The following is a 25913-nucleotide window of genomic DNA, read 5'->3' as shown; positions in this document are numbered from 1 at the left end:
AGACCAGTCCGGCAAGTTCAAGTCACATCAAATTAGAAATGTTTTTTCCATTCGAGTTCATGCCCCATGTACTCGGAAAGCGCGTGCTTCTCGTCGTGAAGACGTTTATCTGACCAGCTCAATTTCTCTTGGAAAACCTGCGCAATTTCATCGAGATGTTTCAATCCATGATTGCGATCCGCTAGAAATAACGGCACTCGTCGAGAGAAGAAATCCTTCAAATTCAGGCACATCGTATTGTCGATAGCCTGCGCCGCTTCAAGCTGCCAGTAACTGTACTTATAGTCGTATTTTCCCAGGATCACTTCGGCTTCACGCCCATACCGCAGCGCCAAAGCTTCAACGTCTTCAGCTGGACGACCGTACTCTTGCGCCCATGCACTCGCAAGCACGCGTGCCTCATGGTAGGCACTTTCAGAGGTGTATTCATTCAAAGCAACGGCTGTGTCTTTCTTGGCAAACTTGGCACGATCTTCCACAGTGAAACTTTTCAGAGCGTGGGAAACCGTTTGTTGGCACATCAGGCGATAAGTCGTGTATTTACCGCCAGCGACAAAGGTCACGCCCCGTGGATCATCGATGATCGTATGCTCACGACTTGTTTTACCTTCTGAAGAAGAGCCGTCATTCACCAACGGGCGCACCCCTGCATAGCTCGCAACCACGTCGTGAGCTGTCAAATTGGCACCCGGGAAATAGTGAGAGGTGATCTCCAAAAGATACTTCACGTCTTCAGGAGTGACCGAAACATTTTCCGGTGATTCTTTGAAGTCCGTATCTGTTGTTCCAATAATAATCATCTCATGGCGAGGAATACCAAAAACAATGCGATCGCCTTTTTCCGCACCCATGACGACAGCTGATTCCAGCGGCAGACGATGCTTCGGCAATGTCAGATGAATGCCTTTGGTTGGGCGAAGAATTTTCTTCCAGTCCTTAAACAGACTCTCACCCAATTGATCTGTCCATGGTCCCACAGAACTAATCACATGGCGGCCGCGGATTTTAAATTTCTCTTTATTAAGCTGGTCTTCGCAATGAACCGCTGTGATTTTCCCGTCAGCTCCAAACTCCGCTCCCGTCGCTGCCACATAATTCGCAGCGACCATACCCATTTCATTCGCGGATCTTAAAGTTTCATGAACCAGACGGTCATCATCCATGTATCCATCAGAATAAATGTACGAACCCAACAGATCTTTTTCACGAAGGGCCGACATGCGCTCCATCGATTCTTTGGAATCAAGGCGTTCATGCATTTCGGGCGATTGAAACAAAGCCAGGATGTCGTACAACCACATTCCAAGACCCATCTTGAACATGCCGACGCGGCTTTCTTTATACAGCGGCAACATGAAGCGCAGTGGATGCACCAAGTGCGGCGCCATTTCGAATAATTTATTTCTTTCGTTCAGGGCTTCAAACACCAGTTTGAAATCCATATTTTCAAGGTAGCGAATCCCGCCGTGAACCATTTTGCTGGAACGAGAGGATGTCCCTGAAGCAAAGTCCCGCGTTTCAACCAAGGCCACTGACATGCCCCGCGCACAGGCGTCACGGGCAACTCCGGCTCCGTTAATGCCACCACCAATGATGACAAGATCGAACTCCTGAGTTTTCATTTTGGACAAATTCTGGATGCGATTCACGAAGGAAAAATTCTTCATACCTTATCCTATTTCGTTGTTTTTACAGCTAGCGTGCCGGGCTCCCAAGTTGCGGGCTTAAATCCTTTTACTGAATTTGGAACACCATTATCCGATGGGAAGTAAACTCTTTGCAGATGCTTTTCGCGGCCCAGTTTATAGGCCAATTCACAAAGTTCATCGCGCGCCTGCAAAGTCGTAAACTGCACATGCTCAACCCACAAAGTCTGCGTTTGCCCATCCAAAAACAGCAACGGTTGAGCGATCATATAACCCAACAAAGTTCCCGACTCCTGATCTTCAGCCAGGAAACTCCAGCCCAAAGCGATGTAATGATTCAAAGCTTCCACGCGGTGCTTGGAGTTCCAAAGCGCGATCATTCTCTCCATCTCATCAGGATATTGTTCCGTAAGTTTACGATTTTCGAGATCTAAAATTCTTTGTAAATCGTCAGCCTGAATAACGCGACAGTAAAGACTCATGAACCGTGCTCCCTTGTCATTTGGACCTAACTATTTCATACTAAGACCCGATGAAATACAAAGACTATTCCGCTGACATTTGGAGCTCCATTAACAACACCCTTGATCAAGTTCTGAAAGAGCAAAAGAACCCGATTGCGGCTTTTGATGCCGACGGAACCTTGTGGGATATCGATTTGGGGGAGAAATTCTTCCATCACCAAATCGACAACAAGCTGGTCGAGCTTCCTGCCGACCCCTGGAATCACTACGAAAGCATGAAAGCTGAAGACCCGCGCAAGGCCTACTTGTGGCTGGCACAGATCTGCAAAGGCAAATCCTTAACTGAGGTTCAACAGTGGGCCAAGGACGCCGTTAAAGCGGCAGCACCTGTTCCGGTTTTCTCTGAGCAGCGCAAACTGATCCAGCTACTGCAGTCCAAAGGTGTGAAAATTTATGTGATCACCGCTTCTGTAAAATGGGCCGTCGAAGGCGGAGCTTCATTGGTTGGACTTGAGTACGACAACATCATCGGTGTTGAAACCGAAACTCAAGACGGCATGATCACTGACAAACAAAAAGGCGTCATCACCTACCGCCAAGGCAAGGTCGATGCATTGCTAGCTAAGACCGGTGGACAACTGCCGTTCCTTGCCAGCGGCAACACCATGGGTGATTTCAATTTACTAGAAAGCGCCACGCACCTAAGCTTGGCTGTAAGTGCAGCTTCCCGCGACGATAAGATCTTCAAAACCGAGCGCGAGCTAGCAGAAAATGCTCAAACAAAAGGCTGGCTAAGCCACCGCTTCATCTAATAAAAAAAGCCCCGGTTCATCACCAGGGCTTCCATTTTCGATTCTCAATTTTCAATTCTCAAGCGCTAGCTTTTACTTTATTTTATTATTTTTTCAGCAAAAATTCCATTTGCACAGATTTTGGATAAATTGTTTCACTCAAAACTGGTGCGCGAAAGTATCCTAAGTTAGTTACATCTGACAGCTCGATCGACATCTCGAATTTTTCAGAGTGTCCAGAGTCGTATCTGCACAGGCCGCTGGCTTGCAAAACTCTGTTTCTTACTTGGAATTGACCTGCACAGTTTAGGTTTCTACCCATGGATCTTTGCGACAGGTAAATGTTGCCCTCTGGAGTGAATTTGACCATGTTTTCATCTCCAATCTCGTTGGTAGGACCAGTAATCACATAAGTACCCGCAAGAGTTTCTGCGGATCCAACTTGTCCGCCGCCTGCAAAGCTTTGAGTGGCCATTAAAGAGATCAATGCAGTAAGTGTAAGTTTCGTGATGGATGATTGCATAGTTACTTCCTTTTCTATTTGTAGAGAATTCAATCGGCCTCGCAAAGAGCGGTTATTCGGAAATCTCTGTTTCTCTTTGGCAGAGCAAGGGATGTACCAATTTCTTGGGGGAATATACACGAGATGAGTGATTTGTGAAGTGTAGAAGAATTAGACAACGTTGAAAAAATGCAGTCTTCGTAAACCGTCTGTATACCTGGTAGGTACTCAGATTTCAATTTGACTGGTATGCGGCTTGGTGTTGCACTTTTGTTTGCGAGGTTTGTTTGGCGAACAGTAACAGTGTACCTGTGGTTTATGATTATCTGGATATAACGTTTTATCTCCAAGACTATTACAAATTCAGAAAGGGCAAAGAGAAATCCTTTTCGTATGAGTCTTGGAGCCAAGAACTTGGAATCAATAGCAGATCTTTTCTAAGACTCATTGTGATCGGGAAAAAAAGAGTGTCGGATCTTTTTGTGGAAGAATTCAGTCGTCTGAACTTCTCTAGCATAAATGAAGAAGAGTATTTTGCCTACTTGGCCAAGTACTCACGGGCTACCACACAAAAAGATAAGCAAGCATTCGGAGCAGAGCTGTTGCGCATCCTTAAGAAAAATACCCAACAAAATAGTATCCCAGACTTCACTGATTTTGTTTCAAGTCCGATCTTGCCGCGTCTTCTGACGCTTTTAAGTTTCAAAGATCTGCAGCTGACTGTGCCTACTTTTACAAGATTGCTTAACATGCCAGAAGACGAAGTGGTTGTGGCTCTTAATAAACTTGAAGAAATGGATCTGATTTCAAAAGAAGAAAATGGTGGAGTAGTTCACTGGCAGACTCGCAACAGTAAATTCAAAGTTCAGGACAAAAAGGGCAGCTCGGATCTTATGAAATTTCATCGTCAAAGTCTTATGGAAGCCATTCAGGCCTTTCATCTGCCGCATGAGTTACGCCGCTATAAAAGTCTTTTGTTGCCCTTCTCTAAGGAGGAATTGATTCTTCTTTATGAAGCCATGGATAACTTCGCAAGCGAACAATTCGCGCGGTTTAGTGGTGACCACTACGAGGGGCGTCGATTGTTTCAGATCAATTTAAATGTGCATCCAGTGGCCGAATCGTTGGAGCAAAGGGGCTAAGGGACCAAAGTCCATCAACACAAAGTTATCATCGAATTCCAAACTGAGTAATGACAATATTGATGTATAAAAAGCCCCGGTTCATCACCAGGGCTTTGTTCGCTTTCGAATTTCAATTTTCGAACTTTAGTTCTTACCAACTACTTTTTCGATGTCAGAAATTTCTTTCGGAACTGATGTCGTCATGTTCTCAACACCGTTTGAAGTCACGCGAACGTTATCCTCGATACGGATACCGATACCGCGGTATTTTTGCGGAGCAGACGTATCATCAGCTGGGATGTAAAGACCTGGCTCGATCGTAAAGCACATATTAGCTTCGATCGGACGTGGTTCACCTTTTTTGAAGTACAAACCAGCATCATGCACATCAAGACCCAACCAGTGACCGATACCATGCGGATAGTATTTCTTTTGCGCCAGGGATTGGATCAAATCGTCTTTGCGACCTGATAGCAGCCCAAGCTCAAGCATTGCATCTGTCAGCATGGATGTACCCATGTCGTGAAGGTCCTTGAATACGATTCCTGGTTTTACGAAATCCACGATCGCTTTTTGAACTTTCAAAACAGCTTCGTATACACGGCCCTGTTCGTCTGTGAACTTGCCATTTACTGGATAAGTTCTAGTGATGTCGCCTGTGTAGTAGTTGTACTCGGCACCAGCATCGATCAACAAAAGATCGCCGTCTTTGCAGACTTGGTCGTTGAAGTTGTAGTGAAGAGTCGTTGCTGCATTACCAGAAGCCACGATGAAACCGTAACCTTCACGAGCGGAATCGCGCATGTAGAAGTTATGAGCCAACACACCTTGAACCTGACGTTCAGTAACACCCGGACGAGTAAAGCGCATCGCTGCCAAATGAGCTTGAGCAGAGATTTCGCAAGCTTCGCGAAGCTGAGTCAGTTCGTACTCTGACTTCACCAAACGCATTTCGCCGATCAAAGTGTCAGCATCGTGCACGGAAAGCAAACCGTAGCCAGTACGACCACGCATTTGTTTTACTGTGTTCAGCACGTGTTCCATCTTTTCATCGACTTCTTTATTTTTGAACTGGCGATAATAGATGGAATCAACATTGGACAACAATTGCGGAGCCATTTTTTCAAACTCATCAATTGGATAGCATTTGTCGATTTTAAATTCCTGCTCACAGCCCTCTGGACCGTAACGGAATCCATCCCAAGTTTCTCTTTCGCGGTCACGACGACGCACGAACATCACCGTCTCTGGTGTTTGACCAGGGCGAACGATCAAAATGGATTCTGGCTCTTCCCAGCCAGTCAGGTAGAACATGTTGGAATCCTGACGATACGGGAAGTGTACGTCGTGATTACGGATTGTTTCCGGGTGAGAAGCCACCACCAACGCAGAGCCTGGAATTTGTTGTGCCAGGCTTTTTCTTCTTGCCGCAAAAATGTTCATATCAAAAGTTGGTTTTCTCATTCCGGTCTCCTGAACTTTCTAAAGTCCCCATTTACGTGTCAAAGTTTTCAATTGAGATTTCGCTGAGTCAGCGCCCTTGTTCATAATCTCACGGCGCTTGTCGAAGTCCATGATACCATAGTCCCCTGTATCAAGGGTAATGACAGTATCAACTCCTGCAAAAGGCTTATTATACAGTCCCGCGATCTCGCTCCATAATACGTTGTCCGTTGCCGCTGCATCCAAAGTGAACGGTTTGTTGCCACCCGGACCTTGCAGGACATTCACGAAAACCACAAAGTTCGCACCCTTTTGGCGCAGATAGCGGGCCAAACCAGAGACTTCACGCACGGCTGCGACATTGCCCTGGAAGGGCTTAAAGAACGGAGGGTAAGCCATACACATGCTTAACAACTGCTCCATACCACCCCGATTCATCATCAAGGCCTGATTCTTTTTCAAGTTATAAGAAGGGCACGCGAAAGGAATACGGAAGTCCTCGGCTTTTTGGTTTTTGAATGCCGTATTATAAAATTCGCGCATCACCGAGATGTCGCCATTCTTGTTCACGTTTCCAAGCAATGACTTTTTGATGATCTCGTCATCTTTCAGTTTGAACATCTGCCATTCAACGTCGTTGGCTTGTTCACGGTTTGCGAACAATGCTGCCATTGGTGATGCGAACTCAACTCCCCCGATTGCGTAAACCGGAACCTTCGCGCGAGAAAGCTCGTGCAAGAATCCGATGTGGGCATAGGCCTTGGCTCCCCCGCCCCCCAAAATGAAAGCAATCTTTGGCATAGCCGGGATCACCGGCGCAGGAGGTGGTGGTGGCGCTACGGGTTCTTCAACCTGAACATCTGGTTGGTAGGGAACAGAGTCGTCAATGGGCTGGGACGTTGTCGGCTTTTGAGTTTTGCCATTTGTCGGCGCAGTTGGTTTTGGACCTTTGATATCCTCACGAGTCTTAATGGACTGACAACCTGCCAGAAAAACCAATGTCAGTAGGAAGCTAGCGCTTTTTCGCGAAAACAAAAAACTCATGATTGCCGTCCTTTCCCTCAATGGAAGAAGCAAAATAATCCTTCACTTCAAAACCGCACTGTTCACAGCACGCTTTGATCTTTTCTTCGACTTTCAAATACAGTGACGTGTCTTTGACAATACCACCCTTTGACAGCCCGTCAACGCCGACCTCGAACTGTGGCTTTACAAGACTTAGAATCTGACCCGACGGTTTTAAGAAGCGACCCAATTCTGGCAGAATCATTTCAATCGAAATAAAGGAAACATCCATAACGATCAGGTCAAACCCCGCGCTTGGAGTCGCTGCCAGCACTTCGGCCTCAGAGGATAGAGCCCGGGCGTTAATTCCCTCGATGACTTTCAACTTTGGGTTCTTTAACAACGAAGCGCTGACCTGCCCATGGCCCACATCCACACCCAAAACAAAATGGGCACCGGACTGCAAAGCACAATCTGTGAATCCCCCGGTGGAGATTCCGACATCTAAAACATCGAAATTTTGAATATTCAGATTTACGTGCTGAAGAGCGCCCTCAAGCTTCAGGCCGCCGCGGGATACGAAACGATTGGCCGGCCCCTGATCCACAGAAATGTGATTTTCCATTTCAGGAGTTACAGGAAGATTTGATTTTTTTAGAACTTTTTTCTTACCGTTTTGATCAAGATATACCTGACCAGCTTCAATCAACTCCTGAGCATGAGTGCGCGATTGGGCCAAGCCTTTTTCAAACACATAAATGTCCAAGCGTTTTTTATCAGCCATAGATTTCTAATGTTTTCGTGCGATATTAAAGTTCACCAGGTATTCAAGCATTGCTGCATCCGGGGAAACCTTGCGAAGCTCGCCCATGGTGCTTTCGCTGATTTGATTTAGAAGCTCTTTGGTTGCTTCAAGCCCAATGATGCCCGTGAAACTGCGAACATCCTGATCTTTTTCGCCGTGATCCAGAACATCGTCTGCCACTTGGAAGGCAATCCCCAAACCTTCACCGAATTTTTTCAATGATTCAATTTCATGAACCTTCGCCCCAGCGATAGTCGCGGCACCCTCAACAGCGACACGAATCAAAGCGCCCGTTTTAAGAAGATGCAAATGGGTCAGCTCAGCTTGTGATAGTTGCTTTTCACCAGCACGCAAATCGATGGCTTGGCCACCGACCATGCCGCGAATGCCGGCTGCTTCTGACAACAACTGCACCAAGCGACCAACCAGGAAGCCACTTTCAGAATAATTTTTAGCAATAGTCAAAAAGGCTTCTGTCAACAAAGCATCACCCGCAAGCAACGCAAAGTCTTCACCGTATACCTTGTGATTTGTGGGTTTGCCCCGGCGCATGTCATCGTTATCCATGCAGGGCAAATCGTCATGAATCAAAGAGTAGGTATGAATCATTTCGACAGCGGCCGCAAACGGCAGGACTTTCTCTGCAGATGAACCCAGCATCTCGGCAACCAGCACAGACAACACCGGACGGAAACGCTTTCCGCCGTTGGTTGCTGAATAGAGCATGGACTTACGAAGCTCTGCGATGGCCGCCCCTTGAGGCAACTCCATGTCAGATAGATACTTTTCCACAAACTGATTCACAGTTTGCACCTTCAAAGACATTTCCTGCTCTAGTTGAATTGCCAAATCCAAAACGACTACTCCTCTGGAGTGAAATCAGTAGTTACTGGTTTGCCGTCAGCACCCACAGACATCAAAAGTTTTACTTTTGATTCTGCTTCAGACAGACGTTGATGACATTCACGAGAAAGCTTTACGCCTTCTTCGAACAGCTTCAGGGAATCCTCCAAAGCCAAGTCACCTTTCTCCATTTTTTGAACGATCTCTTCCAAACGTCCCAATTTCTTTTCGAAATCCATTATTCCTCCTTCACGCCACTGACCGTGGCTGTGAGTGAACCCTGAGCCAAGCGAATGTCGATGCTATCGCCCGCTTTCACCTGGCTTGCTGATTTAATAACTTTTGAATCTTTTGTTACAATTGAATACCCGCGATCCACGACACGCAGTGGACTCATGCTATCCAGCATCGCCATCATGCGATCCATGCGAGATTTTTTGCGCTCCAAAGAAAACATCAAAGCTTTCTCGGTACGAGCCTGCAAGAAGCCCAATTCCTTTTTACGACGATCAATCAAGTTTTGCGGAGTTCCCAATTTCTGGGTCATCAGCTCCACGCGGTGATCTTTCTTATTGATCAACGTTGATACTGCCAACTCCAAACGAGTCAGCAAATCGTCATTACGAAGTGCTAAATCCTCCAAGCGACGTTTCGGATCCACCAAGCGCTTAGACAAACCCAGCGATTTCTCACGCAGGAACTTCATCTTTCTATCGAAAGACAATTTCAACATACGCTCCAACGACGTCACCTTGTTCACAAGTTCTGAAGAACTCTTGGCAACCAGCTCTGCGGCAGCCGAAGGTGTTGGCGCACGCAAGTCCGCGACAAAGTCAGCGATGGTAAAGTCGATTTCATGCCCGACAGCGGAGATCACCGGAACAGGACTTGCCGCTATCAAACGCGCCAGTCCCTCATCATTAAAGCACCACATGTCTTCAATCGAACCGCCACCGCGACCCACGATCACTGCATCCACATCCGGCAATGCGACAGCTTTTTTGAAAGCCTCGCGAAGTTGCGGAGCCGCGGCCTCCCCCTGCACGATCGTTGGAACGATTGTGACCTGGATGGATTTTGCACGTCGGGACAGAACATTTAAAATATCGCGAATTGCCGCACCGGTTGGAGACGTCACAATGGCAATATGTCTTGGAAATGTCGGGATAGGTCTTTTCTTGGCAGAGTCAAACAAGCCCTCTGCACGAAGCTTCATTTTCAACTGTTCAAAAGCTTTTTGCAAAGCCCCGGCACCCACCGGCTCCATCATATCAACCATCAGCTGATAGTTGCCGCGCGGCTCGTACACAGTCACACGACCGCGAACCATGACTTCCATGCCATCAGTTGGCTTGAATTTCAGGCGCGAGTTATTACCGCGGAACATGACCGCCGTAATTTGAGATTTGGAATCTTTAACGCTGAAATAGAAGTGCCCGGAGGTGTGAGCTTTGAAATTGGAAAGCTCACCACGCACCCAAACCATACCCATCTGGCCTTCAATCAATTGCTTGATTTGGATATTGAGTTGCTCGACAGAAAGTACTGTCGGCTCATTGGATTTTACCGGCTGCTCGGCAGCGGCATCCAACGTGAGTTGCGCGTAATTTTCAGTCTTGCGAAGGGGTTGATTTTTAGGGTCAGACATGGGGACTGAAGCTATCGCCAGCCCCGGGAGGAGTCAATACTCAGAGCGACGAGTGCCAGACATTTTGTGCGGCCCAAAGACCACCGACAAAAAAGCAAATCCAGCCCAGGTTTTTATGCTTCACCATGTTCTGAAACGCTTGTCCCATGCGCTCTTCACCGAGCTTCACCAAGGCGCGGTTTTCCAGCACAAGCACCATGAGGAGTCCATAGAAAAAAACAACAAAAGGAAAAATAAAATCAAGCTTTTGAGGTGTCATAAGCAATATATCGGAGCCTTACGAAAAAATTAGAGTCCGGTTCGATTGACGAAACTGTACTTCCTGCTAGAATAGTTTTCAGAGGGTTCGAAGGCGTAAAGCTCATCGAAATTAAACCTTACAAGCATATTTTTGGGGACTGTCCCTGGCAATGGTGTGCAAGCTCAGCTCGTACTGAGAAGCCTAAAGTCGCTATCATGGTCACCCACCTTAGCTAAAACAGGTTTAGTTCAGAGTTGCCGACGGACTCTTTTTTTATTTCTCCCAACGCTTCTTTTTCTCAGACAAAAGGTACGGACACACCTTCTCCACCAAATCTCAAATTGAAACACTTCATTCTTGGACAAATGCCTTTGAGCCCGCTATATGAATTTCATGGAACTTATTAAAGTTACGGGCCGACTTCGGGATTTTAACGGAACTCCTCTTGCTGAGGGTGATGTGCGTTTCTATGATGAAAATTTCGAAACACTTTACTCCACCAAAACCAATGTAGATGGCACTTTTGAATTGTTCCTGGAAAACCGAACTTACCCCTCCGTTTTCATTTGCCAGTCCTACAAGGAAAAATACTTAGAGTATTGGCATTGGAATTTCAATCCACAATCCGGAAGCCATTTGGATGTTCAAATTGATGGCTTGGAGTTGTATGGAATCAAAGCTTGGGAAACATCTCCGACCTATCCTGGCTTGATGGTTTTTTTCAGGCCCATGTCGCTTGCGAAATTTAAAGCCCTGGGAAATCCCCCAAAAGGAAAGCCCGTTCTGATCGCACCCGACCTTTCCACAGAAGATGTCATGGTTGAAGTCGATGGAAAACCCAGCCCGGTACTGGGGATAAATCGAGTTAAAGAATTCGTTTCGACAGATGAGTATTTAGACGCCTATATGATTAGCACCTCGACCGCCGGTTTTAAAAAAGCCAAACGAGTTGTTATTCGCATTTTGGACCGCCACACCCAGGAAAAGGGAATGGCCGGCGTGGATTTAGCCGCGTTTTAAGCGGTGGCAACTGGCTTAAAGGATGGTTTAGAGGCCATTCTCCCACCTGCGTTCGACAAGCTATTTTCAGCGACTTATTCTGAAAGTAGAGATTTAGAACGTTAATTGTTGGAGCCACAGCATGAGCAGATCATCCGCAACTTCCAAAGCCTCAAGAAAGAATCAAACGACCATTCCTTTGCGCGTGCGCAAGGCCCTGGGCATTTCCAAAGGCGACACTATTTTGTGGACTATCGAAGGCAACGAAGTTTCGATCAAGATCATCAATCGCGTGAATATCGACTGGAACAAAACATCAGAAATGTCTCTGCTGGAGTGGACTCCAGCAGAAGAAGAGGCATCTCAGGAAAATAAATCCCCGGAAGAAATCTCTCTGTAAACTATCTTTTAGCCATTTTGGCAGATCTGCCAGCAGCATGTGCCGGCACCCGCTTCGCCTGCTTCTTAGCAGCCACTACCGCTTTAGCCTTGGCTTGTTTTATGGCCTTAGTTGGAACCACAACCTTTTTAGCTACAGCCGGCACGCTAGCCACCTGACGATCTGACTTAGTGGCAGGAACCACCTGAACGCCAGCACCCGCCTGAGATAGCAAATATGCCGCAGCAGTGCGCTCTTCAGACTTCGGGGACTTCGCAGCCTTGTTCTTTAAAACCTTGATATCTGATTGAGACAGTCGTTTCACCTGAGAGCTAAGTTGCTCCTGATATTCTTTGGTGCGGCCCTTTTTCATGGCCATAGTGGTTAACTCTTGTTCGATCAAAACAGTCGCCAGACTGAAGCCACTGCCATCATCGACAATATTTATTTCTTTGGGAGCAGCCGGCCGGTCCTTACTCACCTCAGCGAATAATACGGCGCCCACAACCAAACTAAATGCGACTGAAAATACAATGTGATTATGATAACGAGACATAAGCGATCCCCCACTTAAGCTCCTTACAACACCCGTGCCGAGCGAGAACCAACTGTTTCGACTTCGCCCCGAAAAGCTGTCCACGCACTATACATGCGCTGTCTAAAAAAACATTTTATTGGAATTTTCCCTATGAAAATCGGTTGGGAAACGCCTTTTAATTTTGAGACGTTCCAGGTATGTCCGTACCTTCAACGAAAAAAGCCCACTATCTAAGTGGGCTTTTTTGCACTGCTTCCGTAAGTAGGACCTGGCACCTAAAGAGGGATAACCTCGATGGTTGGGTTGAATTGGTCGCGAAGGATACCTTCGATGGCCATCAATGTTCCTGAAGTTGCACTTGGGCATGTGCCGCAGGCGCCTTGGTAGAATACGTAGAGTTTGTTGTCTTCGTATTTCACCACGTCCAAGTCCCCGCCGTCGCCTTGCAGGCCGGGGCGAACTGTTTCATCCAGGATCTCTTCGATGCGTTGAACTTCGGGTGGAAGACCCGCGCGACGCATTTTCTTTTCATCGGCTTGGGTTTGATTTGGATTATGCACTGGCATGCGCGTTTGAATAACTGCGCAGGCGTTCTTTTGAACCTCTTCAGGATCAGAGTCAAAACTGTGAGTGATAGTGATCACATTCTGAAACAAGTGAACCTGGCGCACACCATCAACTTGGAACAAGCTCGCAGCCAATGGGCTTTGCTGAGCTTCGCCTGGCTCTGTGTAAGTCGCCTTGCCGTCGGTCAATACCGGGCGGTCCAAAACGAATTTCCATGCGTTTGGATTTGGTGTGGCTTGAATTCTGATCAATACATCTTGCGTACTCATAACAATAACTCCCGGGCTTTCACCACGGCTTTAACTAAAGCATCAACGTCTTCACGACCATTATACACTGAAAAAGAGGCGCGCACTGTCCCCGGAACCCCAAGTCTAGCCATAAGCGGCTGAGTGCAGTGGTGACCGGCTCGAACTGCTACACCTTCCTGATCCAAAATCTGCCCCACGTCCGAGTGATGAGCACCTTTCAGATTAAAGGAAACCAAAGGACCTTTGTCTTTTGACGTTCCATAGATTGTTAAATCCGGAACTTCCAAAAGCTTGTCCGTTGCATATTTTAACAAATCCATTTCATAGGCATGGATCTTATCAAAACCAATTTTTTCAACAAACTCAATAGCAGCCGCCGTACCGATCGCACCTTCAATGTGCGGAGTACCCGCCTCAAAGCGAGTAGGCACATCGTTGTACGTGGTTTTTTCGATCGTCACCTTGGAAATCATGGAACCGCCACCCTGATACGGCGGCAAGGTTTCCAGAATTTCCATTTTGCCGTAAAGGGCACCAAAGCCAAACGGACCAAATAGCTTGTGCGCCGAGAAAACAAAGAAATCCACATCCCAGGCTTTCACATCGACTTTTTGTTGCGACACGATTTGTGCGCCATCAACAAAAACCTTCGCCCCGACAGCGTGAGCAAGCTTAGTCAAGCCCGCCACATCAGTATTGGTTCCCAGCACATTTGAACTTGCTGTGAATGCGACCATTTTGGTTTTGCTGTTTAATTTCTTTTTGAAATCCTCGACATCCAGGTCACCGTTTTCCAGAATATCAACCGCGACAACTTTTGCGCCGACTTTTTCGGCGATCATTTGCCAAGGAACGATATTCGCGTGGTGTTCCATGATGGTGATCAAAATTTCATCGCCCGCCTTAAGGTTATTAAGCCCCCAAGTGTTTGCCACGAAATTCACACCTTCAGTAGTACCTCGGACAAAGACGATCTCTTCAACTTGCCCGGCCCCAAGGAAGCTTGCGATTTTATGGCGAGCCCCTTCGAAACCCTGAGTCGCAATGTCCGCCAGATAGTGGGCACCGCGATGAACATTTGAAGATTCATACAGATAGAAATGCGCAATACGATCAATCACTGATTTTGGTTTCAGTGTGGTCGCGCCACTATCCAAATAAAACAGCTTTTTGCCGTGGACCTTCTGGGTCAACGCGGGAAACTCGTTTCGAATTTCTGCAAAAAGCTCGTTCAAGTTGCTCATTTTACCTTCTTAGTTCAGATGCAAGCGCGCAAACGCCTCATCCAAATGCTTAGTTAACCATTTTTGAATACGCTCGTCTGAAACTTTGTACAAAACTTCAGACAGGTAACCGTAACTTAACATCGCAATCGCTTTATCTTTTGGAATCGCACGCGATAGCAAATAGAAAAGCTCTTCCTTATTCAACTGGCCCACGGTCGAACCGTGACCCGCTTTAACATCATCGGCATGCACTTCAATCGAAGGCTTGCTATCAGCTTCAGCTTTGTTGCTTAGAAGAAGATTGTTGTTCAATTGCGAGGAATCGGCCTTCTGGGCATCTTTACGAATCAGAATCTTACCGCAGAATGCAGAACGACCGGCACCATCCAAGATACCTTTGTACAACTGGTGAGTCGCACACTCCCCGACAGCGTGATCAATCGTCGTGGTGTTATCCACGTGCTGAGTCCCTTGAACTGCATAGATTCCCAGAACCTGAGACGTGGAGCCTTTTTCCTTAAGAACCAAGTCATAGTTATGACGCGACAATTGCGCACCGGTAGAAAAAGCCAGGCTTTCCAAGTTCGCATGCTTACCCAGACTGATGCGCGTGCGACCAATGTTCACGGCATTCAAGCTGTCCGCCTGAACACGCACGTAAATCACGTTGGCACTGTCGCCCACCTGCAAATCAAATACTGAATTTGCAAAGTAAGAAGCACCACTCATACCACAGTGACTTTCAAGAACTCGCATAGAAGATCTTGCGCCCACTTCCAAACGAATGCGGGGACTGGTCATCACGGCTGCGCCTGATTCATTGGATGTGAAAAAGACGAAGTTCACAGGTTTATCCACAGAAGTGTCTTTATTCAAATGCACGAAGTACGGCGTTTCAGCATATGCACCATTAAGTGCATCGAAAGTATCATCAAATTGTTCTGAGTATTCAGACTGCTCACGAATATTCAAACCCGCCGGCAAATCTGACGACAAAGTTTTATTGAATACTCCATTAAAGAAAACCAGATTGGTGAACTCTGGATTCATGGCTTTTTGAATAGCCACCATTGTGTCGTGACTTGGATTTACTGCATTCAAAGCACTTGGCTGGAAACTGTTTTCAGCCAAAACTTTAACGCTGGTATAATGCCACTCTTCATCCTTGCGGGTTGGAAGACCCTTTTTCAAGGCATAGTCATAGCCCGCCTGACGGAAGGAAGCTTGTGCGCCTTTCGCCGGATGTGCCTGACTGAATTTTTCGTAAGTCGAAAGTAAATTCATTGCCCTGTCCTTAGTTGATCAACCAGTCGTAACCTTTTTCCTCAAGCTTCAACGCCAGGGAAGAGTCACCGGTTTCTACAATTTTTCCACCAAGAAGTACGTGAACGTAATCAGGCTTAATGTAATCCAAAAGACGCTGATAGTGAGTCACCAGGATGATGGCGTTATCTTTGCGACGAAGTTTATTTACGCCGTCGGAAACCACGCGAAGGGCGTCGATATCAAGGCCTGAATCTGTTTCATCCAGAAGCGCCAGGCGCGGAGACAAAACCGCCATTTGCAGGATTTCATTTTTCTTTTTCTCACCACCAGAGAAACCTGTGTTCACTGGACGATCCAAGTATTCAGGTTTCATGGAAACGAGCTTCAATTTTTGCACCAGGAATTCACGGAATTCGCCTTCAGGCATTGGCTCGGAACCTTGGTGTTGCAATACAGAGTTAAAAGCTGTGTGCAGGAATGTGAAGTTGGAAACGCCCGGAACTTCGATCGGATATTGGAACGCCAGGAAGATACCTTCTTTAGCTCTTTCATCCGGAGCCAGCTCCAAAAGATTTTGCATCATGAAGTTGATTTCGTATTTTACTTCGCCACCGGTTACTTCGTAAGCCGGGTGACCCGCCAAAACCTTGGACAAAGTCGATTTACCGGAACCGTTTGGTCCCATGATCGCGTGCACCTCGCCCGCTTTCACAGTCAGGTTCAGGCCTTTTAGGATTTCTTTTTCTTCAACACGTGCATGTAAATTCTTAATTTCCAACATATTAACCTACTGAATTTTCCAATTTCATTTCAATCAACTTCACGGCTTCAACTGCAAATTCCAAAGGAAGTTCTTTAAATACTTCCTTACAGAAACCATTCACCAGCATTGAAATTGTTTTCTCCATATCCATACCGCGGGATTGCAAATAGAAGATCTGATCTTCACTGATTCGTGAAGTCGTCGCTTCGTGTTCAATCGTCGCAGTTTTATTTTTTACTTCAATATAAGGGAACGTGCTTGCCGAGCACTTATCACCCACCAGCATCGAGTCGCACTGAGAATAGTTACGTGCGTTTTCAGCCGATGGCATGATTTTCACCTGACCACGATAAGCGTTTGAAGACTTATCAGTCGAAATACCCTTGGAGATAATAGTCGACTTGGTGTTCTTACCAATGTGGATCATCTTGGTTCCGGTATCGGCTTGCATCAGATCATGAGTCAATGCCACAGAATAGAAGGCGCCTTCAGATCCATCCCCTTGCAAGATGCAAGACGGATATTTCCAAGTGATCGCAGAACCGGATTCAACTTGAGTCCAAGAGATTTTAGAGTTCTTGCCGGCAGCTTTACCACGTTTGGTAACGAAGTTATAAATGCCGCCTTTACCTTCTTTATCACCCGTGTACCAGTTTTGAACTGTGGAGTACTTGATCTCTGCATTGTCCAAAGCAACCAGTTCAACCACGGCTGCGTGAAGTTGATTTTCATCACGTTGAGGAGCTGTACAGCCCTCAAGGTAATTCACATAACCACCCTCATCGCAAACAAGCAGAGTTCTTTCGAACTGACCTGTGTCCTTGGCGTTGATACGGAAGTAAGTGGAAAGATCAATCGGGCAACGAACACCCTTAGGGATGTAACAGAAAGAACCGTCTGTGAAGACCGCTGCATTCAGTGCCGCATAGAAGTTGTCAGTGTATGGAACTACAGAGCCCAGATATTTTTTAACAAGTTCCGGATGTTTTGCCACTGCTTCAGTAATTGAACAGAAGAGCACTCCCGCTTCTTCCAAAACCTCATTGTGAGTTGTGCCCACAGAGACCGAGTCAAAGACCACGTCCACCGCAATACCGGAGATACGTTTTTGTTCAGATAAAGGGATACCAAGCTTTTCAAAAGTTTTGATCAATTCAGGATCAAGATCATCCATGGATTTTGGCTTATCCGCGTCTGTTTTTTTCTTAGGTGCTGAATAATAACGAATCGCCTGGAAATCGATCGCTGGATAAGAAACATGGGCCCAAGTTGGCTCAGTCAAAGTCAGCCAATGGCGGTAAGCTTTCAAACGGTAATCCAGCATCCACTCTGGTTCATTCTTTTTACCAGAGATCAGCTTGATAATTTCCTCGGTCAAACCCAATGGGGCCTGATCCATTTCAATATCAGTGGTGAAACCGTATTTGTATTCGTACGAATCAAGAGGGTTGTTCTTGTTGTTATCCATGAATCACCGTCTCAGAAGATTTTTTCGACATCGCAGTTCTTTCAACTAAAAGATCTTTCAAACTGACGGATTTATAAAAGTCAGTGAGCTTATTATTCAAAGTCGTAATTGGGGAAACAATGTTGCAAGTCCCTTGAATTTCACAAGGCGCTTCTTTGTGCAGGCACTTCACCAGAGCCGTGGGACCTTCGATCACTTCCACCAAATCATGGATGGAAACTTTTGCGAGGTCCTTGGTGATTTGATAACCACCGTTGGCACCGTACTCAGCGCGAAGAAATCCGCCTTTTTGAGCCATCTGTTGCATCACGCGAGCAGTTGCATCAAAAGGAGTATTAAAGGCATCTGAAACTTCTTTTGCAGAAGTCAGCTCCCCTGGAATTTTCTGGCTCATGTACTTCAAAGCCATCAATGCGTATTCTAATTTCCGATTGATCTTATTCATGTCTACACCCGACTATTACGATCCAGTTATCTAATAGAAAGCCAATTGAAAAACAAGATGAAATACGCCTAATTTTAGCGTATTTAAGATCGTGACAGGAATCTTTCAGCTAGTTTGGAAAAAAGGTGCTGATTTCGACATCTTAGGGTGCTATACCAACGGCCATATGCGAGTACTGTTAGCAACAATTGCCTCCTTAGCTTTGGTTGGTTTTATTATCCTGATGACCCGTATTTGGGGCATGGGGCAGACCTTCCAGGAATACAAATCCCCTTTTTTTGACGGTCAAACTCCGTATGTGTCCGTAAAGACTCATACTTTGGCCAAAATGGCAGAGGCCGTTGATGCTCGCCCTGACGTTATTATCTGGGCCGATGTGCGCGTTTCCAAAGATCGCGTTCCATTTATCCTGCCACCCCAACGTGACATTGAATTCCTGAATGCAAAGTTGGCGGAGCAGGAAGCGAACCCCACTATTAAGATCATGCAGGGGAATAAAATCTCAGATTACTCCTGGGAGCAGATCAATGAGTTCTACAAAAGCACTCCGGCGCTTAAGGAACTCTACGAAAAATTCCCCAAAACACGCTTCATTCTGAACGTTGTTGATAACGTCGCTGAAGTGGATGCCATCGTCTCCGAAGCGTTGCAGGGATTGAATTCCGAGCATCGCACTCTTGCCCAAAGTGACACGAATCTGATTCTTTCAGCGATCAAAAGCCTGCAGCCGACATGGTTGTACGGCACGGGTCGCCCGGATTTAATGCGCCTGATGAGCTTTGATGCCTTGTGGGTTTTGCCATCCACACAATTCAAAGGTGACGTCTTTGTGGCTCCATTTAAAATTTTGGGTCGCCCAGCGTTCAATGACAATGTGATCGCAGAAATGCGTCGCCGTCACAAAAAGATCTTCCTGATCGTTGAAAACGAGGAAGAGTTCAAACGCGCAAAAGCCTACAATGCTGATGGATATATCAGCACAGATATCACTCAAATCACCAGCTGGCTTGCACAGTAAGAATCAAGATCAATCACGACGATGGTCCTGCGCCATAGGGACATCGCGGGTTGATCTCAGGACCTTTTGGGCATAAGGTTGAACATGGAGGTCCATCTATGTTTCCACTTTTTGTTCAGGTCGCTGAGGCCGCACCTTCTGTTTCGGTTAATACGAGCTCATGGGATGCAATTGCACAGGCCAGTCCTGTTGTACAATTAACACTTCTTATCCTTATCGTTTTGTCGGTATTTTGCTGGGCTATTGGTTATACCAAATTTCAAGCTTTCAAAAAAATGCGCACAGCTGATGATCTTTTCCTGAACAAATTCTGGAAAGTTAATTCATTGGATTCTTTGTATGAAGATATCGATCAATATAAAGACTCATCGGTAGCACGCGTATTCAAGGCAGCTTACCTTGAAATGAAAAAGATCTCCGAATCCCCGCTTTTGGCTCGCACTGAAAATGACAAACCAATTCTGTCGGGAATCGACAATCTTGAGCGTATCATTAATAAAGCGAACGAGAACGAAGTCTCCAAACTTGAATCGCGTCTGACTGTGTTGGCAACGACGGGCAGCACGGGTCCTTTCATAGGCTTGTTCGGTACGGTTTGGGGGATCATGCAGTCCTTCCATAAAATCGGTCAAACCGGTTCTGCAAGTTTGGCAGTTGTCGCTCCTGGTATCTCTGAGGCTTTGATTGCAACGGCAATCGGTCTGGCAGCAGCGATCCCTGCGGTTGTTTTATACAACGGCTTTATTTCCCGCATTCGCAAACAAGAAATTACTTTGAACAACTTTGGCGCAGACTTCCTGAACATTGTTAAACGCAACTTCTTTCAAGGAAACTAAGTCATGGGAATGGGTGGCGGCGGCGGCAAAAAAAGCCGCGCGACATTAAGTGAAATCAACGTGACGCCTTTGGTGGACGTCATGCTTGTTCTTCTGATCATGTTCATGGTGACAACTCCCCTGATGCAACAAGGGATCGACGTCGACTTGCCAAAGACTTCGTCTTCCGGGGTTGAAATGAACGAAGAACCTTTCGTTCTGGTTATTGCCGCTGATCAAAAGATGACCATTGCTAAAACACGTATTCAGATGGACGAGCTTAAACCGAAGCTCAAGGCCATCTTTGAACATAAAAAGAACAAACAAGTATTCATCCAAGCAGATCGCAAAGTGGATTACGGCTTCGTCGCGGAAGCCATGGCGGAAGTTCGCGCTGCTGGGATCTTTAACATCGGACTGGTTACGTTACCTAAAGACAAGTGAACGAAGTTAATACAGAAAAACCTCAGACTGATTCACTTAACCGCGGCCTGGCGATCTCCTTTGGTCTGCACGTGGCATTGTTGGTTTTCTTTATCGTAAAGGCGACATTCTTTACGCCAGAGGCTATTGATTTTACTCAAGCCGTTCGCGTTGATATGGTGGGGCTTCCTGACAAGCTGGATCCAAACAATCTGCCACCAAAACCAGAAACCAAAGAAAATCCAAAACCTGCTCCAAAGCCGGAACCGGTTGTGGAAAAACCTGCGGAAAAAACGCCTGAGCCTGTAAAACCGGAAGTCAAACTTCCAACCAAGCAGGCTAAAAAAGATGATGGAATTAACATCGAGAAAGTTAAATCCAAACAAAGCGATGCTTTGGATAAACTTAAGGCCATGGCTGCTATCGAAAAACTAAAAGAAGAAGCCAAGAAGCCGGCACCGGTTTCTGGCTCTGGTAAATCCACTGCTGATGCAGCACCGATCAAAGGTAATCAAGTTTCACCAGGAACAGCTTTGACCGGACTTTCTAAATTGCAGCATGACACTTATGGATCCGATTTGGATCGCCATATCAAACAACACTGGGCATTGCCGGAATGGCTGGCGAAGCGCGACCTTAAAGCACAAGCCCGTGTGTTTATTGATTCCCGTGGAAATATCTTAGATCGCAAAATTGTTAAATCGAGTGGAAATCCAGAGTATGATGAACAGGTTCTGGCGACATTGGATCGCTCAGCACCTTTTCCAGCCCCGCCTGAGAAATTTCAATCACTTGTCAGCGTGGACGGGATTCTAATCGGCTTCCCAGAGTAAGGAGAGACTTATGATCCGACTACTATGTGCAGTTCTTGCCGTAATTGCTTTTTCCCAAGCAAGCATGGCCCAGGAAAACAACAGCGGCATTTACATCAAACTGGGTGAAGCACGCACCAAGAAAAGTCTTATGGCTTTCCCGGCGCTGCAATACTTCGGCACTCCGGCAACAGCCTCCCGCTATCACGCCACGGGAGCCGAAATCTACAATGTCGTAAATAACGACCTGGCCGTTTCATCTTATTTTCAATTTATCGATTCAAAAGCCTTCCTTGAGGATCCAAGCAAAGTCGGATTGACGCCCGCTCCGGGAAATCCAGCGGGATTCAAGTTCCAAAGCTGGTCTGCAATTGGTGCCGACTTCCTGATTCGCGCAGGATTCTCGATTGCTGGTAATGAAGTCACTTTGGAAACTTACCTTTACTCTGTCAGCAAAGCTTCCTTGATTGCCGGCAAAAAGTATAAAGGACCGGTTTCAAGTGCTCGTCGCATCGGTCACACGTTTGCCAACGATGTACTGAAAGCTTTGACTGGAACAGATGGAATGTTCCTGTCGCGCATGGTGGTGACTTCTGACCGCGCAGGCGGCCAGGCCCGCGAAGTGTATTTGATGGATTGGGATAGTGCGAACTCCATGCAGATTTCCAAACACTCGAGTGTTGCGATCTCTCCAGCGTGGTCTCCTGATGGAACGAAAATCGCTTATACTTCCTATGTTAAACGTGTTGGCTCCAAATTCAGAAATGCTGACATGTTGTTACTGGATTTGAAATCCGGTAAGCGCTCTTTGATTTCCTACCGCCAAGGGATCAACTCCGGTGCGTCTTTCTCCCCGGATGGAAAAACAATTTTCCTGACGATCTCTCAAGGCACCAGCCCTGACGTTTATAAAATGACTTACGATGGTACTTTGCAAGGCAAGATCACGAATGGCCCTGCAGGTGCGATGAACGTTGAACCGACGGTGTGCCCAGGTGATGCAAACAAAGTTGCCTTCTCTTCAGACCGCGCCGGAAAACCGATGATCTATACCATGGATGCAAACGGTGGAAACGTAAAACGCCTGACTTTCGCAGGTGTTTTCAACTCCTCTCCATCCTGGTCTCCTGATTGCAAAAAGATCGCATTCGCCGGTCAAAGCGACAGCAACTTTGATATCTTCGTGATGAACGCTGACGGTTCCGACATGATTCGTCTGACCTCTGCAAAAAAACCAAATGGGAAAATGTCTTCCAACGAAGACCCTTCGTTCTCCCCTGACGGCCGATTTGTCATGTACTCCAGCAATCGCACTGGTAAAAGTCAGATCTATATTTCCACTGCTGATGGCAGCGAAGAACGTCGTGTAACGAATGACAGCTACAACTACTTCAAGCCGAAGTGGTCTGTAAACCTTGAGTAATTCTGCAACAGAAGCTTCTTTAAGAATAAAACGCAACGGGATCTGGTCCCGTTGCGCAAGTCTTGCCAAAACCGATTCTGAAGATCCACTAAAAATCTGCCATGACTGGAGTCTTGCTGCCGACACTTTGTTGACGGAAGCCTTTCATATCAGCTTTCCCGAGAACGATGTTGCTTTATTTGCACTGGGAAAGCTGGGATCCAGTGAACTCAATTTAAGTTCTGACGTCGATCTGCTGATAGTTTCCGATCAAGACGGCGATAAGAATCTTAAACAACTTCGTCATTTTCAAAAGCTGCTTGCTGAACGCACTGCTGACGGATTCGTTTTCCGCGTGGATTTCGATCTGCGCCCCGGTGGACGCCATGGCCCCCTTATCCCCACGGTTGAGCACTTTCGCGATTACTATGGAAACTATGGTGAGACCTGGGAGCGATTGGCCTTTGTTCGCCTGCGCGCAATTTGTGGAAATGCCGGAATCATCTCGGATGTGACTGCGTTTGCTAAAAAATTTTCATTTCGCAAACATCTGGATTTCACGTTATTGGACGACCTGAAGCATCTGCGCGGGAAGATTCAGAATCACTATCATTCTTCAACCACGGTCGATGCCATCGATTTAAAAATGGGTGTTGGCGGAATTCGCGATCTGGAACTTTTCACCCACGCTCTGCTTGTCGTTCACGGTGGTAAAGACCCCTCATTGCAAATGCGCGGAACGGTGGAGGCTATTCAAGCCCTGTCTGCCAAATCCCTGCTGCCTGCCAGTGAGGCCCAATTTCTGAAATCTCATTATGCAAATCTGCGCCGCCTGGAAAACTATGTTCAGGCTCTTAATGATGAACAGACTCATCTCCTGAAAATCAACGACCCTCATCCTGAATTTGTCAGTAAGGCATTGAAGACTCTTGATGAGGAAATGAAGCATTGTGATCAGATTGTAAAAACACTTCTAGGGGAAGCACCTAAAGCCATCTCTCTGGAAAATGAATTGAGCAGCCTGGGATTACCTGAATCCGACATACAAGAACTGTGGTCAGAGATTATCGAGCAGGAAGTTTTGTCCCGCAACAAGGGACGGGACGAGAACGCTCGCAAAGCCTTCTTGCAGGATTATATACAAACCCTGAAAGCTCAAGGTGGTGACAGTCATCTTGCTCTGGCTTTCCTGAAAGACTTTATTCGCAGCACTCGCGCCAAAGCGAGTTTCTTCACGTTGCTTCTTCGCGAAAAAGATCTGATGAACAAGCTTGCCTGGCTTTTTGCGCACTCCCCTTACCTATCACGCATTCTGTGCAGTCGACCTGAACTGCTGGATTCCTTTGTGTTTCGTGCGCAAAGTGATTTTTCCGAAGACATGGGTGTTCTGCTAGAGGAACTTGCGGAAAAGAAACTTCTTTCGGAGCTGGTGAATGGAAGTCAGTTTCTGGAACAAAAGGATCTCAGTGATCTGCTTCAGAATTTAACGTTCACGGCAGACACCATTGCATCGACTTTGATGAAAGCTCTTAAGAAAGACTTCCCCTGCTCCGTGCAGATTCTGGCATTGGGCAAATGGGGCGGCCGGGAGCTTGGCTTCAAATCAGATTTGGATTTTATTTTTGTTATCACCGGTGAGCCTTCAGATAACGACCACAAACTGGCAAAGCGATTTATCTCGCGCATGACAGAGCCTCATCGCGGTGGAAATATTTATTCCATCGATATGCGCCTGCGCCCCTCGGGCAAAGCCGGTCCGATAGTGATTCCCCTGCAGGATTTGCAAAACTATCTTGCCCAGGATGCTGAGCCTTGGGAGCGTCAAGCTTACTTAAAGTCCCGATGGATTGATTTCGATGGTGCAGAACTAACGTCAAACTTTATTGCTCGAGGACTAACATCCGAACAACTTACGGAATTGAATCGAATCCGCCAGGAACTTGTCAGTAAAACTGAAGATGTCGATTTGAAGTTCAGTGAGGGCGGAATGGTCGACGTGGAACTCGCAATTCAAACTGTTTTGTTGTGCGAAAAACTGCCTCCACCTCGTACATCTACAGAGGGGTTTTTGACTCTAAAACAGGCAAATTCCTCGAGTCTTCTCACCAACTACAACTATTTGCGTCAAACCGAGCAGATGTTGCAACTGATAGCGTCAGAGTCGACCTCTGAAGTGTCGTTAAAAGACGAGTCCTTTCACAATCTTGCTGTGGCGTTTAATACTTCGCCTTCAAAGTTTCTTGAAGAGATCTCCAAGAGAGTTTCGGACAACGTAGCTATCCTGAAGGAACTTGACCCTCGTCGTCGGCCTCACTAATAGTTGTTCTATAACTAATCAGGAGTATTTAGATGTCGAAGAATATCGATATTAAAAAGGTATTTTGGATTTACCTTTTCGCGTTCTTGCTAGCCGCTTTCAGTTTCCGTGCGGAAGCAAAACCAGCCACAAAAGAAACTGCTACAAAAAAGGATAAACAGATGTTTGCAATTTTCGAAACGAACAAAGGTACTTTCAAAGTTAAGCTTCTTGCTGACAAAGCTCCGAAGACTGTTGAAAACTTCGTGGGTCTTGCAGAAGGCACGAAAGAATGGACTGATCCTAAAACTGGCGAAAAAGTTAAAAAACCATTCTACGATGGTTTGACTTTCCACCGCGTGATCAAAGACTTCATGATTCAAGGTGGTTGCCCACTTGGTACAGGAACTGGTGGCCCAGGCTTCCGTTTCGACGATGAATTCCCAGCTGGTCAACAAAAGCACTCCAAGCCTGGTATCCTTTCCATGGCAAACGCGGGTCCTAACACAAACGGTTCTCAGTTCTTTGTAACTACTGTTCCAACTCCTTGGTTGGATGGTCGTCACGCAGTATTCGGTGAAGTTGTTGAAGGCATGGACGTAGTTCACTCTATTGAAAACTCTAAAACTGGCGCGATGGATCGTCCATCTGAGCCGGTTATCATGAAGCACGTTAAAATCGTTAAAGAATAGTTCTCTACTTTAAAGATTAAAATAAAAAACCCGCTCTCGAA

The 25913-nt window shown here is 46.5% G+C and carries 28 protein-coding genes and 1 other RNA gene; 12 read left to right on the top strand and 17 right to left on the bottom strand.

Annotation, left to right across the window (positions count from 1 at the left end; genetic code table 11):
• Positions 1-32: 32 nt before the first annotated feature.
• Positions 33-1667 (bottom strand): glycerol-3-phosphate dehydrogenase/oxidase, encoded by a 1635-nt coding sequence (locus AAAA73_RS10995; protein ID WP_340598352.1) that lies wholly within the window; start codon positions 1665-1667, stop codon positions 33-35.
• Between the two features lie 8 nt (positions 1668-1675).
• A complete protein-coding gene (locus tag AAAA73_RS10990) occupies positions 1676-2128 on the bottom strand; it encodes a hypothetical protein (RefSeq protein ID WP_340598351.1) in 453 nt (150 codons plus the stop codon).
• A 50-nt stretch (positions 2129-2178) separates the two neighbouring features.
• Between AAAA73_RS10990 and AAAA73_RS10985 the strand changes: the two genes are divergently transcribed.
• Positions 2179-2922, top strand: a complete 744-nt coding sequence (locus AAAA73_RS10985; RefSeq protein ID WP_340598350.1) for an HAD family hydrolase — start codon at positions 2179-2181, stop codon at positions 2920-2922.
• Positions 2923-3007: 85 nt separating this feature from the next.
• Here the strand turns inward: AAAA73_RS10985 and AAAA73_RS10980 are convergent, their stop codons facing one another.
• Positions 3008-3424, bottom strand: coding sequence for a hypothetical protein (locus tag AAAA73_RS10980; RefSeq protein ID WP_340598349.1), 417 nt, complete (start codon positions 3422-3424; stop codon positions 3008-3010).
• Positions 3425-3714: 290 nt separating this feature from the next.
• Between AAAA73_RS10980 and AAAA73_RS10975 the strand changes: the two genes are divergently transcribed.
• Positions 3715-4545 carry a TIGR02147 family protein gene (locus AAAA73_RS10975; protein ID WP_340599370.1) on the top strand — a complete coding sequence of 277 codons (831 nt, stop codon included), beginning with the start codon at positions 3715-3717 and terminating at the stop codon, positions 4543-4545.
• Positions 4546-4671: 126 nt separating this feature from the next.
• Here AAAA73_RS10975 and AAAA73_RS10970 read toward each other — a convergent pair whose 3' ends face one another.
• From AAAA73_RS10970 to AAAA73_RS10940, 7 genes are read right to left on the bottom strand one after another with little or no spacing between them, the layout of a single operon-like run.
• The gene (locus AAAA73_RS10970) at positions 4672-5991 is read right to left on the bottom strand and encodes an aminopeptidase P family protein (RefSeq protein WP_340598348.1); all 1320 of its coding nucleotides are present in this window, start codon (positions 5989-5991) and stop codon (positions 4672-4674) included.
• 18 nt (positions 5992-6009) lie between these two features.
• The gene (locus tag AAAA73_RS10965; RefSeq protein WP_340598347.1) at positions 6010-7014 is read right to left on the bottom strand and encodes a patatin-like phospholipase family protein; all 1005 of its coding nucleotides are present in this window, start codon (positions 7012-7014) and stop codon (positions 6010-6012) included.
• Positions 6983-7759, bottom strand: coding sequence for a TlyA family RNA methyltransferase (locus AAAA73_RS10960; protein ID WP_340598346.1), 777 nt, complete (start codon positions 7757-7759; stop codon positions 6983-6985). The genes AAAA73_RS10965 and AAAA73_RS10960 overlap by 32 nt, the downstream gene beginning before the upstream one ends.
• Positions 7760-7765: 6 nt before the next feature.
• Positions 7766-8635, bottom strand: a complete 870-nt coding sequence (locus AAAA73_RS10955) for a polyprenyl synthetase family protein (protein WP_340598345.1) — start codon at positions 8633-8635, stop codon at positions 7766-7768.
• 5 nt (positions 8636-8640) lie between these two features.
• Positions 8641-8862, bottom strand: a complete 222-nt coding sequence (locus AAAA73_RS10950) for an exodeoxyribonuclease VII small subunit (protein ID WP_142698585.1) — start codon at positions 8860-8862, stop codon at positions 8641-8643.
• A complete protein-coding gene (gene xseA / locus AAAA73_RS10945; RefSeq protein ID WP_340598344.1) occupies positions 8862-10271 on the bottom strand; it encodes an exodeoxyribonuclease VII large subunit in 1410 nt (469 codons plus the stop codon). Before xseA ends, AAAA73_RS10950 begins: the two co-directional genes overlap by 1 nt.
• A 40-nt stretch (positions 10272-10311) precedes the next feature.
• Positions 10312-10530, bottom strand: a complete 219-nt coding sequence (locus AAAA73_RS10940; protein WP_340598343.1) for a hypothetical protein — start codon at positions 10528-10530, stop codon at positions 10312-10314.
• An 80-nt stretch (positions 10531-10610) separates the two neighbouring features.
• On the opposite strand from AAAA73_RS10940, the gene ssrS reads away from it, so the two are divergent.
• The 3 genes from ssrS (at position 10611) to AAAA73_RS10925 (ending at position 11911) form a co-directional block, all read left to right on the top strand.
• Positions 10611-10784, top strand: a non-coding RNA gene (gene ssrS / locus AAAA73_RS10935) — 6S RNA.
• A gap of 121 nt (positions 10785-10905) precedes the next feature.
• Positions 10906-11532: a carboxypeptidase-like regulatory domain-containing protein gene (locus tag AAAA73_RS10930; RefSeq protein ID WP_340598342.1), complete on the top strand. Its 627-nt coding sequence runs from the start codon at positions 10906-10908 to the stop codon at positions 11530-11532.
• Between the two features lie 121 nt (positions 11533-11653).
• Positions 11654-11911, top strand: coding sequence for an AbrB/MazE/SpoVT family DNA-binding domain-containing protein (locus AAAA73_RS10925; protein ID WP_340598341.1), 258 nt, complete (start codon positions 11654-11656; stop codon positions 11909-11911).
• Position 11912: 1 nt separating this feature from the next.
• On the opposite strand, the gene AAAA73_RS10920 is transcribed toward AAAA73_RS10925, so the two are convergent.
• The 7 genes from AAAA73_RS10920 to AAAA73_RS10890 form a co-directional block, all read right to left on the bottom strand.
• Entirely contained in the window at positions 11913-12446 is a 534-nt protein-coding gene (locus AAAA73_RS10920; RefSeq protein ID WP_340598340.1) for a hypothetical protein, read from the bottom strand.
• A gap of 257 nt (positions 12447-12703) precedes the next feature.
• A complete protein-coding gene (locus AAAA73_RS10915; RefSeq protein ID WP_340598339.1) occupies positions 12704-13264 on the bottom strand; it encodes a NifU family protein in 561 nt (186 codons plus the stop codon).
• Complete coding sequence (locus AAAA73_RS10910; RefSeq protein WP_340598338.1) at positions 13261-14490, bottom strand: aminotransferase class V-fold PLP-dependent enzyme; 1230 nt, start codon at positions 14488-14490, stop codon at positions 13261-13263. The genes AAAA73_RS10915 and AAAA73_RS10910 overlap by 4 nt, the downstream gene beginning before the upstream one ends.
• A gap of 9 nt (positions 14491-14499) precedes the next feature.
• On the bottom strand, positions 14500-15756 hold the full coding sequence (sufD, locus tag AAAA73_RS10905; RefSeq protein WP_340598337.1) for a Fe-S cluster assembly protein SufD: 1257 nt from the start codon (positions 15754-15756) through the stop codon (positions 14500-14502).
• Between the two features lie 10 nt (positions 15757-15766).
• Entirely contained in the window at positions 15767-16519 is a 753-nt protein-coding gene (gene sufC, locus AAAA73_RS10900; protein WP_340598336.1) for a Fe-S cluster assembly ATPase SufC, read from the bottom strand.
• 1 nt (position 16520) lies between these two features.
• Positions 16521-17969, bottom strand: a complete 1449-nt coding sequence (gene sufB, locus AAAA73_RS10895) for a Fe-S cluster assembly protein SufB (RefSeq protein WP_340598334.1) — start codon at positions 17967-17969, stop codon at positions 16521-16523.
• Positions 17962-18414, bottom strand: coding sequence for an RrF2 family transcriptional regulator (locus AAAA73_RS10890; RefSeq protein WP_340598333.1), 453 nt, complete (start codon positions 18412-18414; stop codon positions 17962-17964). The genes sufB and AAAA73_RS10890 overlap by 8 nt, the downstream gene beginning before the upstream one ends.
• 166 nt (positions 18415-18580) lie before the next feature.
• On the opposite strand from AAAA73_RS10890, the gene AAAA73_RS10885 reads away from it, so the two are divergent.
• From AAAA73_RS10885 to AAAA73_RS10855, 7 genes are all read left to right on the top strand, one after another.
• Entirely contained in the window at positions 18581-19432 is an 852-nt protein-coding gene (locus AAAA73_RS10885; protein ID WP_340598332.1) for a hypothetical protein, read from the top strand.
• Between the two features lie 98 nt (positions 19433-19530).
• Positions 19531-20268 (top strand): protein TolQ, encoded by a 738-nt coding sequence (gene tolQ, locus AAAA73_RS10880; protein WP_340598331.1) that lies wholly within the window; start codon positions 19531-19533, stop codon positions 20266-20268.
• Positions 20269-20271: 3 nt separating this feature from the next.
• The gene (locus tag AAAA73_RS10875; protein ID WP_340598330.1) at positions 20272-20691 is read left to right on the top strand and encodes an ExbD/TolR family protein; all 420 of its coding nucleotides are present in this window, start codon (positions 20272-20274) and stop codon (positions 20689-20691) included.
• Positions 20688-21503 (top strand): cell envelope integrity protein TolA, encoded by an 816-nt coding sequence (locus tag AAAA73_RS10870; RefSeq protein ID WP_340598329.1) that lies wholly within the window; start codon positions 20688-20690, stop codon positions 21501-21503. The genes AAAA73_RS10875 and AAAA73_RS10870 overlap by 4 nt, the downstream gene beginning before the upstream one ends.
• A 10-nt stretch (positions 21504-21513) precedes the next feature.
• Positions 21514-22905 (top strand): translocation protein TolB, encoded by a 1392-nt coding sequence (locus AAAA73_RS10865; RefSeq protein WP_340598328.1) that lies wholly within the window; start codon positions 21514-21516, stop codon positions 22903-22905.
• The gene (locus AAAA73_RS10860) at positions 22898-25201 is read left to right on the top strand and encodes a glutamine-synthetase adenylyltransferase (protein WP_340598327.1); all 2304 of its coding nucleotides are present in this window, start codon (positions 22898-22900) and stop codon (positions 25199-25201) included. The genes AAAA73_RS10865 and AAAA73_RS10860 overlap by 8 nt, the downstream gene beginning before the upstream one ends.
• 32 nt (positions 25202-25233) lie before the next feature.
• Positions 25234-25872, top strand: a complete 639-nt coding sequence (locus AAAA73_RS10855) for a peptidylprolyl isomerase (protein ID WP_340598326.1) — start codon at positions 25234-25236, stop codon at positions 25870-25872.
• Positions 25873-25913: the final 41 nt, after the last annotated feature.

It is taken from the genome of Bdellovibrio sp. GT3 (assembly GCF_037996765.1).
Classification (GTDB): Bacteria; Bdellovibrionota; Bdellovibrionia; order Bdellovibrionales; family Bdellovibrionaceae; genus Bdellovibrio.
Note: the sequence above shows the minus strand (reverse complement) of the source record. Positions and strands in the feature narration are given on the sequence as shown.

Excerpts from the sequence above, each read along its gene's own strand:
- AAAA73_RS10865 (WP_340598328.1), top strand. The coding sequence starts at position 21,514 with ATGATCCGACTACTATGTGCAGTTCTTGCCGTAATTGCTTTTTCCCAA.
- AAAA73_RS10930 (WP_340598342.1), top strand. The coding sequence starts at position 10,906 with ATGGAACTTATTAAAGTTACGGGCCGACTTCGGGATTTTAACGGAACT.
- AAAA73_RS10950 (WP_142698585.1), bottom strand. The coding sequence starts at position 8,862 with ATGGATTTCGAAAAGAAATTGGGACGTTTGGAAGAGATCGTTCAAAAA.
- AAAA73_RS10910 (WP_340598338.1), bottom strand. The coding sequence starts at position 14,490 with ATGAGCAACTTGAACGAGCTTTTTGCAGAAATTCGAAACGAGTTTCCC.
- AAAA73_RS10855 (WP_340598326.1), top strand. The coding sequence starts at position 25,234 with ATGTCGAAGAATATCGATATTAAAAAGGTATTTTGGATTTACCTTTTC.
- AAAA73_RS10960 (WP_340598346.1), bottom strand. The coding sequence starts at position 7,759 with ATGGCTGATAAAAAACGCTTGGACATTTATGTGTTTGAAAAAGGCTTG.
- AAAA73_RS10920 (WP_340598340.1), bottom strand. The coding sequence starts at position 12,446 with ATGTCTCGTTATCATAATCACATTGTATTTTCAGTCGCATTTAGTTTG.
- AAAA73_RS10925 (WP_340598341.1), top strand. The coding sequence starts at position 11,654 with ATGAGCAGATCATCCGCAACTTCCAAAGCCTCAAGAAAGAATCAAACG.
- AAAA73_RS10970 (WP_340598348.1), bottom strand. The coding sequence starts at position 5,991 with ATGAGAAAACCAACTTTTGATATGAACATTTTTGCGGCAAGAAGAAAA.
- AAAA73_RS10985 (WP_340598350.1), top strand. The coding sequence starts at position 2,179 with ATGAAATACAAAGACTATTCCGCTGACATTTGGAGCTCCATTAACAAC.
- AAAA73_RS10940 (WP_340598343.1), bottom strand. The coding sequence starts at position 10,530 with ATGACACCTCAAAAGCTTGATTTTATTTTTCCTTTTGTTGTTTTTTTC.
- tolQ (WP_340598331.1), top strand. The coding sequence starts at position 19,531 with ATGTTTCCACTTTTTGTTCAGGTCGCTGAGGCCGCACCTTCTGTTTCG.
- AAAA73_RS10885 (WP_340598332.1), top strand. The coding sequence starts at position 18,581 with ATGCGAGTACTGTTAGCAACAATTGCCTCCTTAGCTTTGGTTGGTTTT.
- AAAA73_RS10995 (WP_340598352.1), bottom strand. The coding sequence starts at position 1,667 with ATGAAGAATTTTTCCTTCGTGAATCGCATCCAGAATTTGTCCAAAATG.
- AAAA73_RS10890 (WP_340598333.1), bottom strand. The coding sequence starts at position 18,414 with ATGAATAAGATCAATCGGAAATTAGAATACGCATTGATGGCTTTGAAG.
- sufB (WP_340598334.1), bottom strand. The coding sequence starts at position 17,969 with ATGGATAACAACAAGAACAACCCTCTTGATTCGTACGAATACAAATAC.
- xseA (WP_340598344.1), bottom strand. The coding sequence starts at position 10,271 with ATGTCTGACCCTAAAAATCAACCCCTTCGCAAGACTGAAAATTACGCG.
- AAAA73_RS10980 (WP_340598349.1), bottom strand. The coding sequence starts at position 3,424 with ATGCAATCATCCATCACGAAACTTACACTTACTGCATTGATCTCTTTA.
- AAAA73_RS10965 (WP_340598347.1), bottom strand. The coding sequence starts at position 7,014 with ATGAGTTTTTTGTTTTCGCGAAAAAGCGCTAGCTTCCTACTGACATTG.
- AAAA73_RS10915 (WP_340598339.1), bottom strand. The coding sequence starts at position 13,264 with ATGAGTACGCAAGATGTATTGATCAGAATTCAAGCCACACCAAATCCA.
- AAAA73_RS10990 (WP_340598351.1), bottom strand. The coding sequence starts at position 2,128 with ATGAGTCTTTACTGTCGCGTTATTCAGGCTGACGATTTACAAAGAATT.
- sufC (WP_340598336.1), bottom strand. The coding sequence starts at position 16,519 with ATGTTGGAAATTAAGAATTTACATGCACGTGTTGAAGAAAAAGAAATC.
- AAAA73_RS10875 (WP_340598330.1), top strand. The coding sequence starts at position 20,272 with ATGGGAATGGGTGGCGGCGGCGGCAAAAAAAGCCGCGCGACATTAAGT.
- sufD (WP_340598337.1), bottom strand. The coding sequence starts at position 15,756 with ATGAATTTACTTTCGACTTACGAAAAATTCAGTCAGGCACATCCGGCG.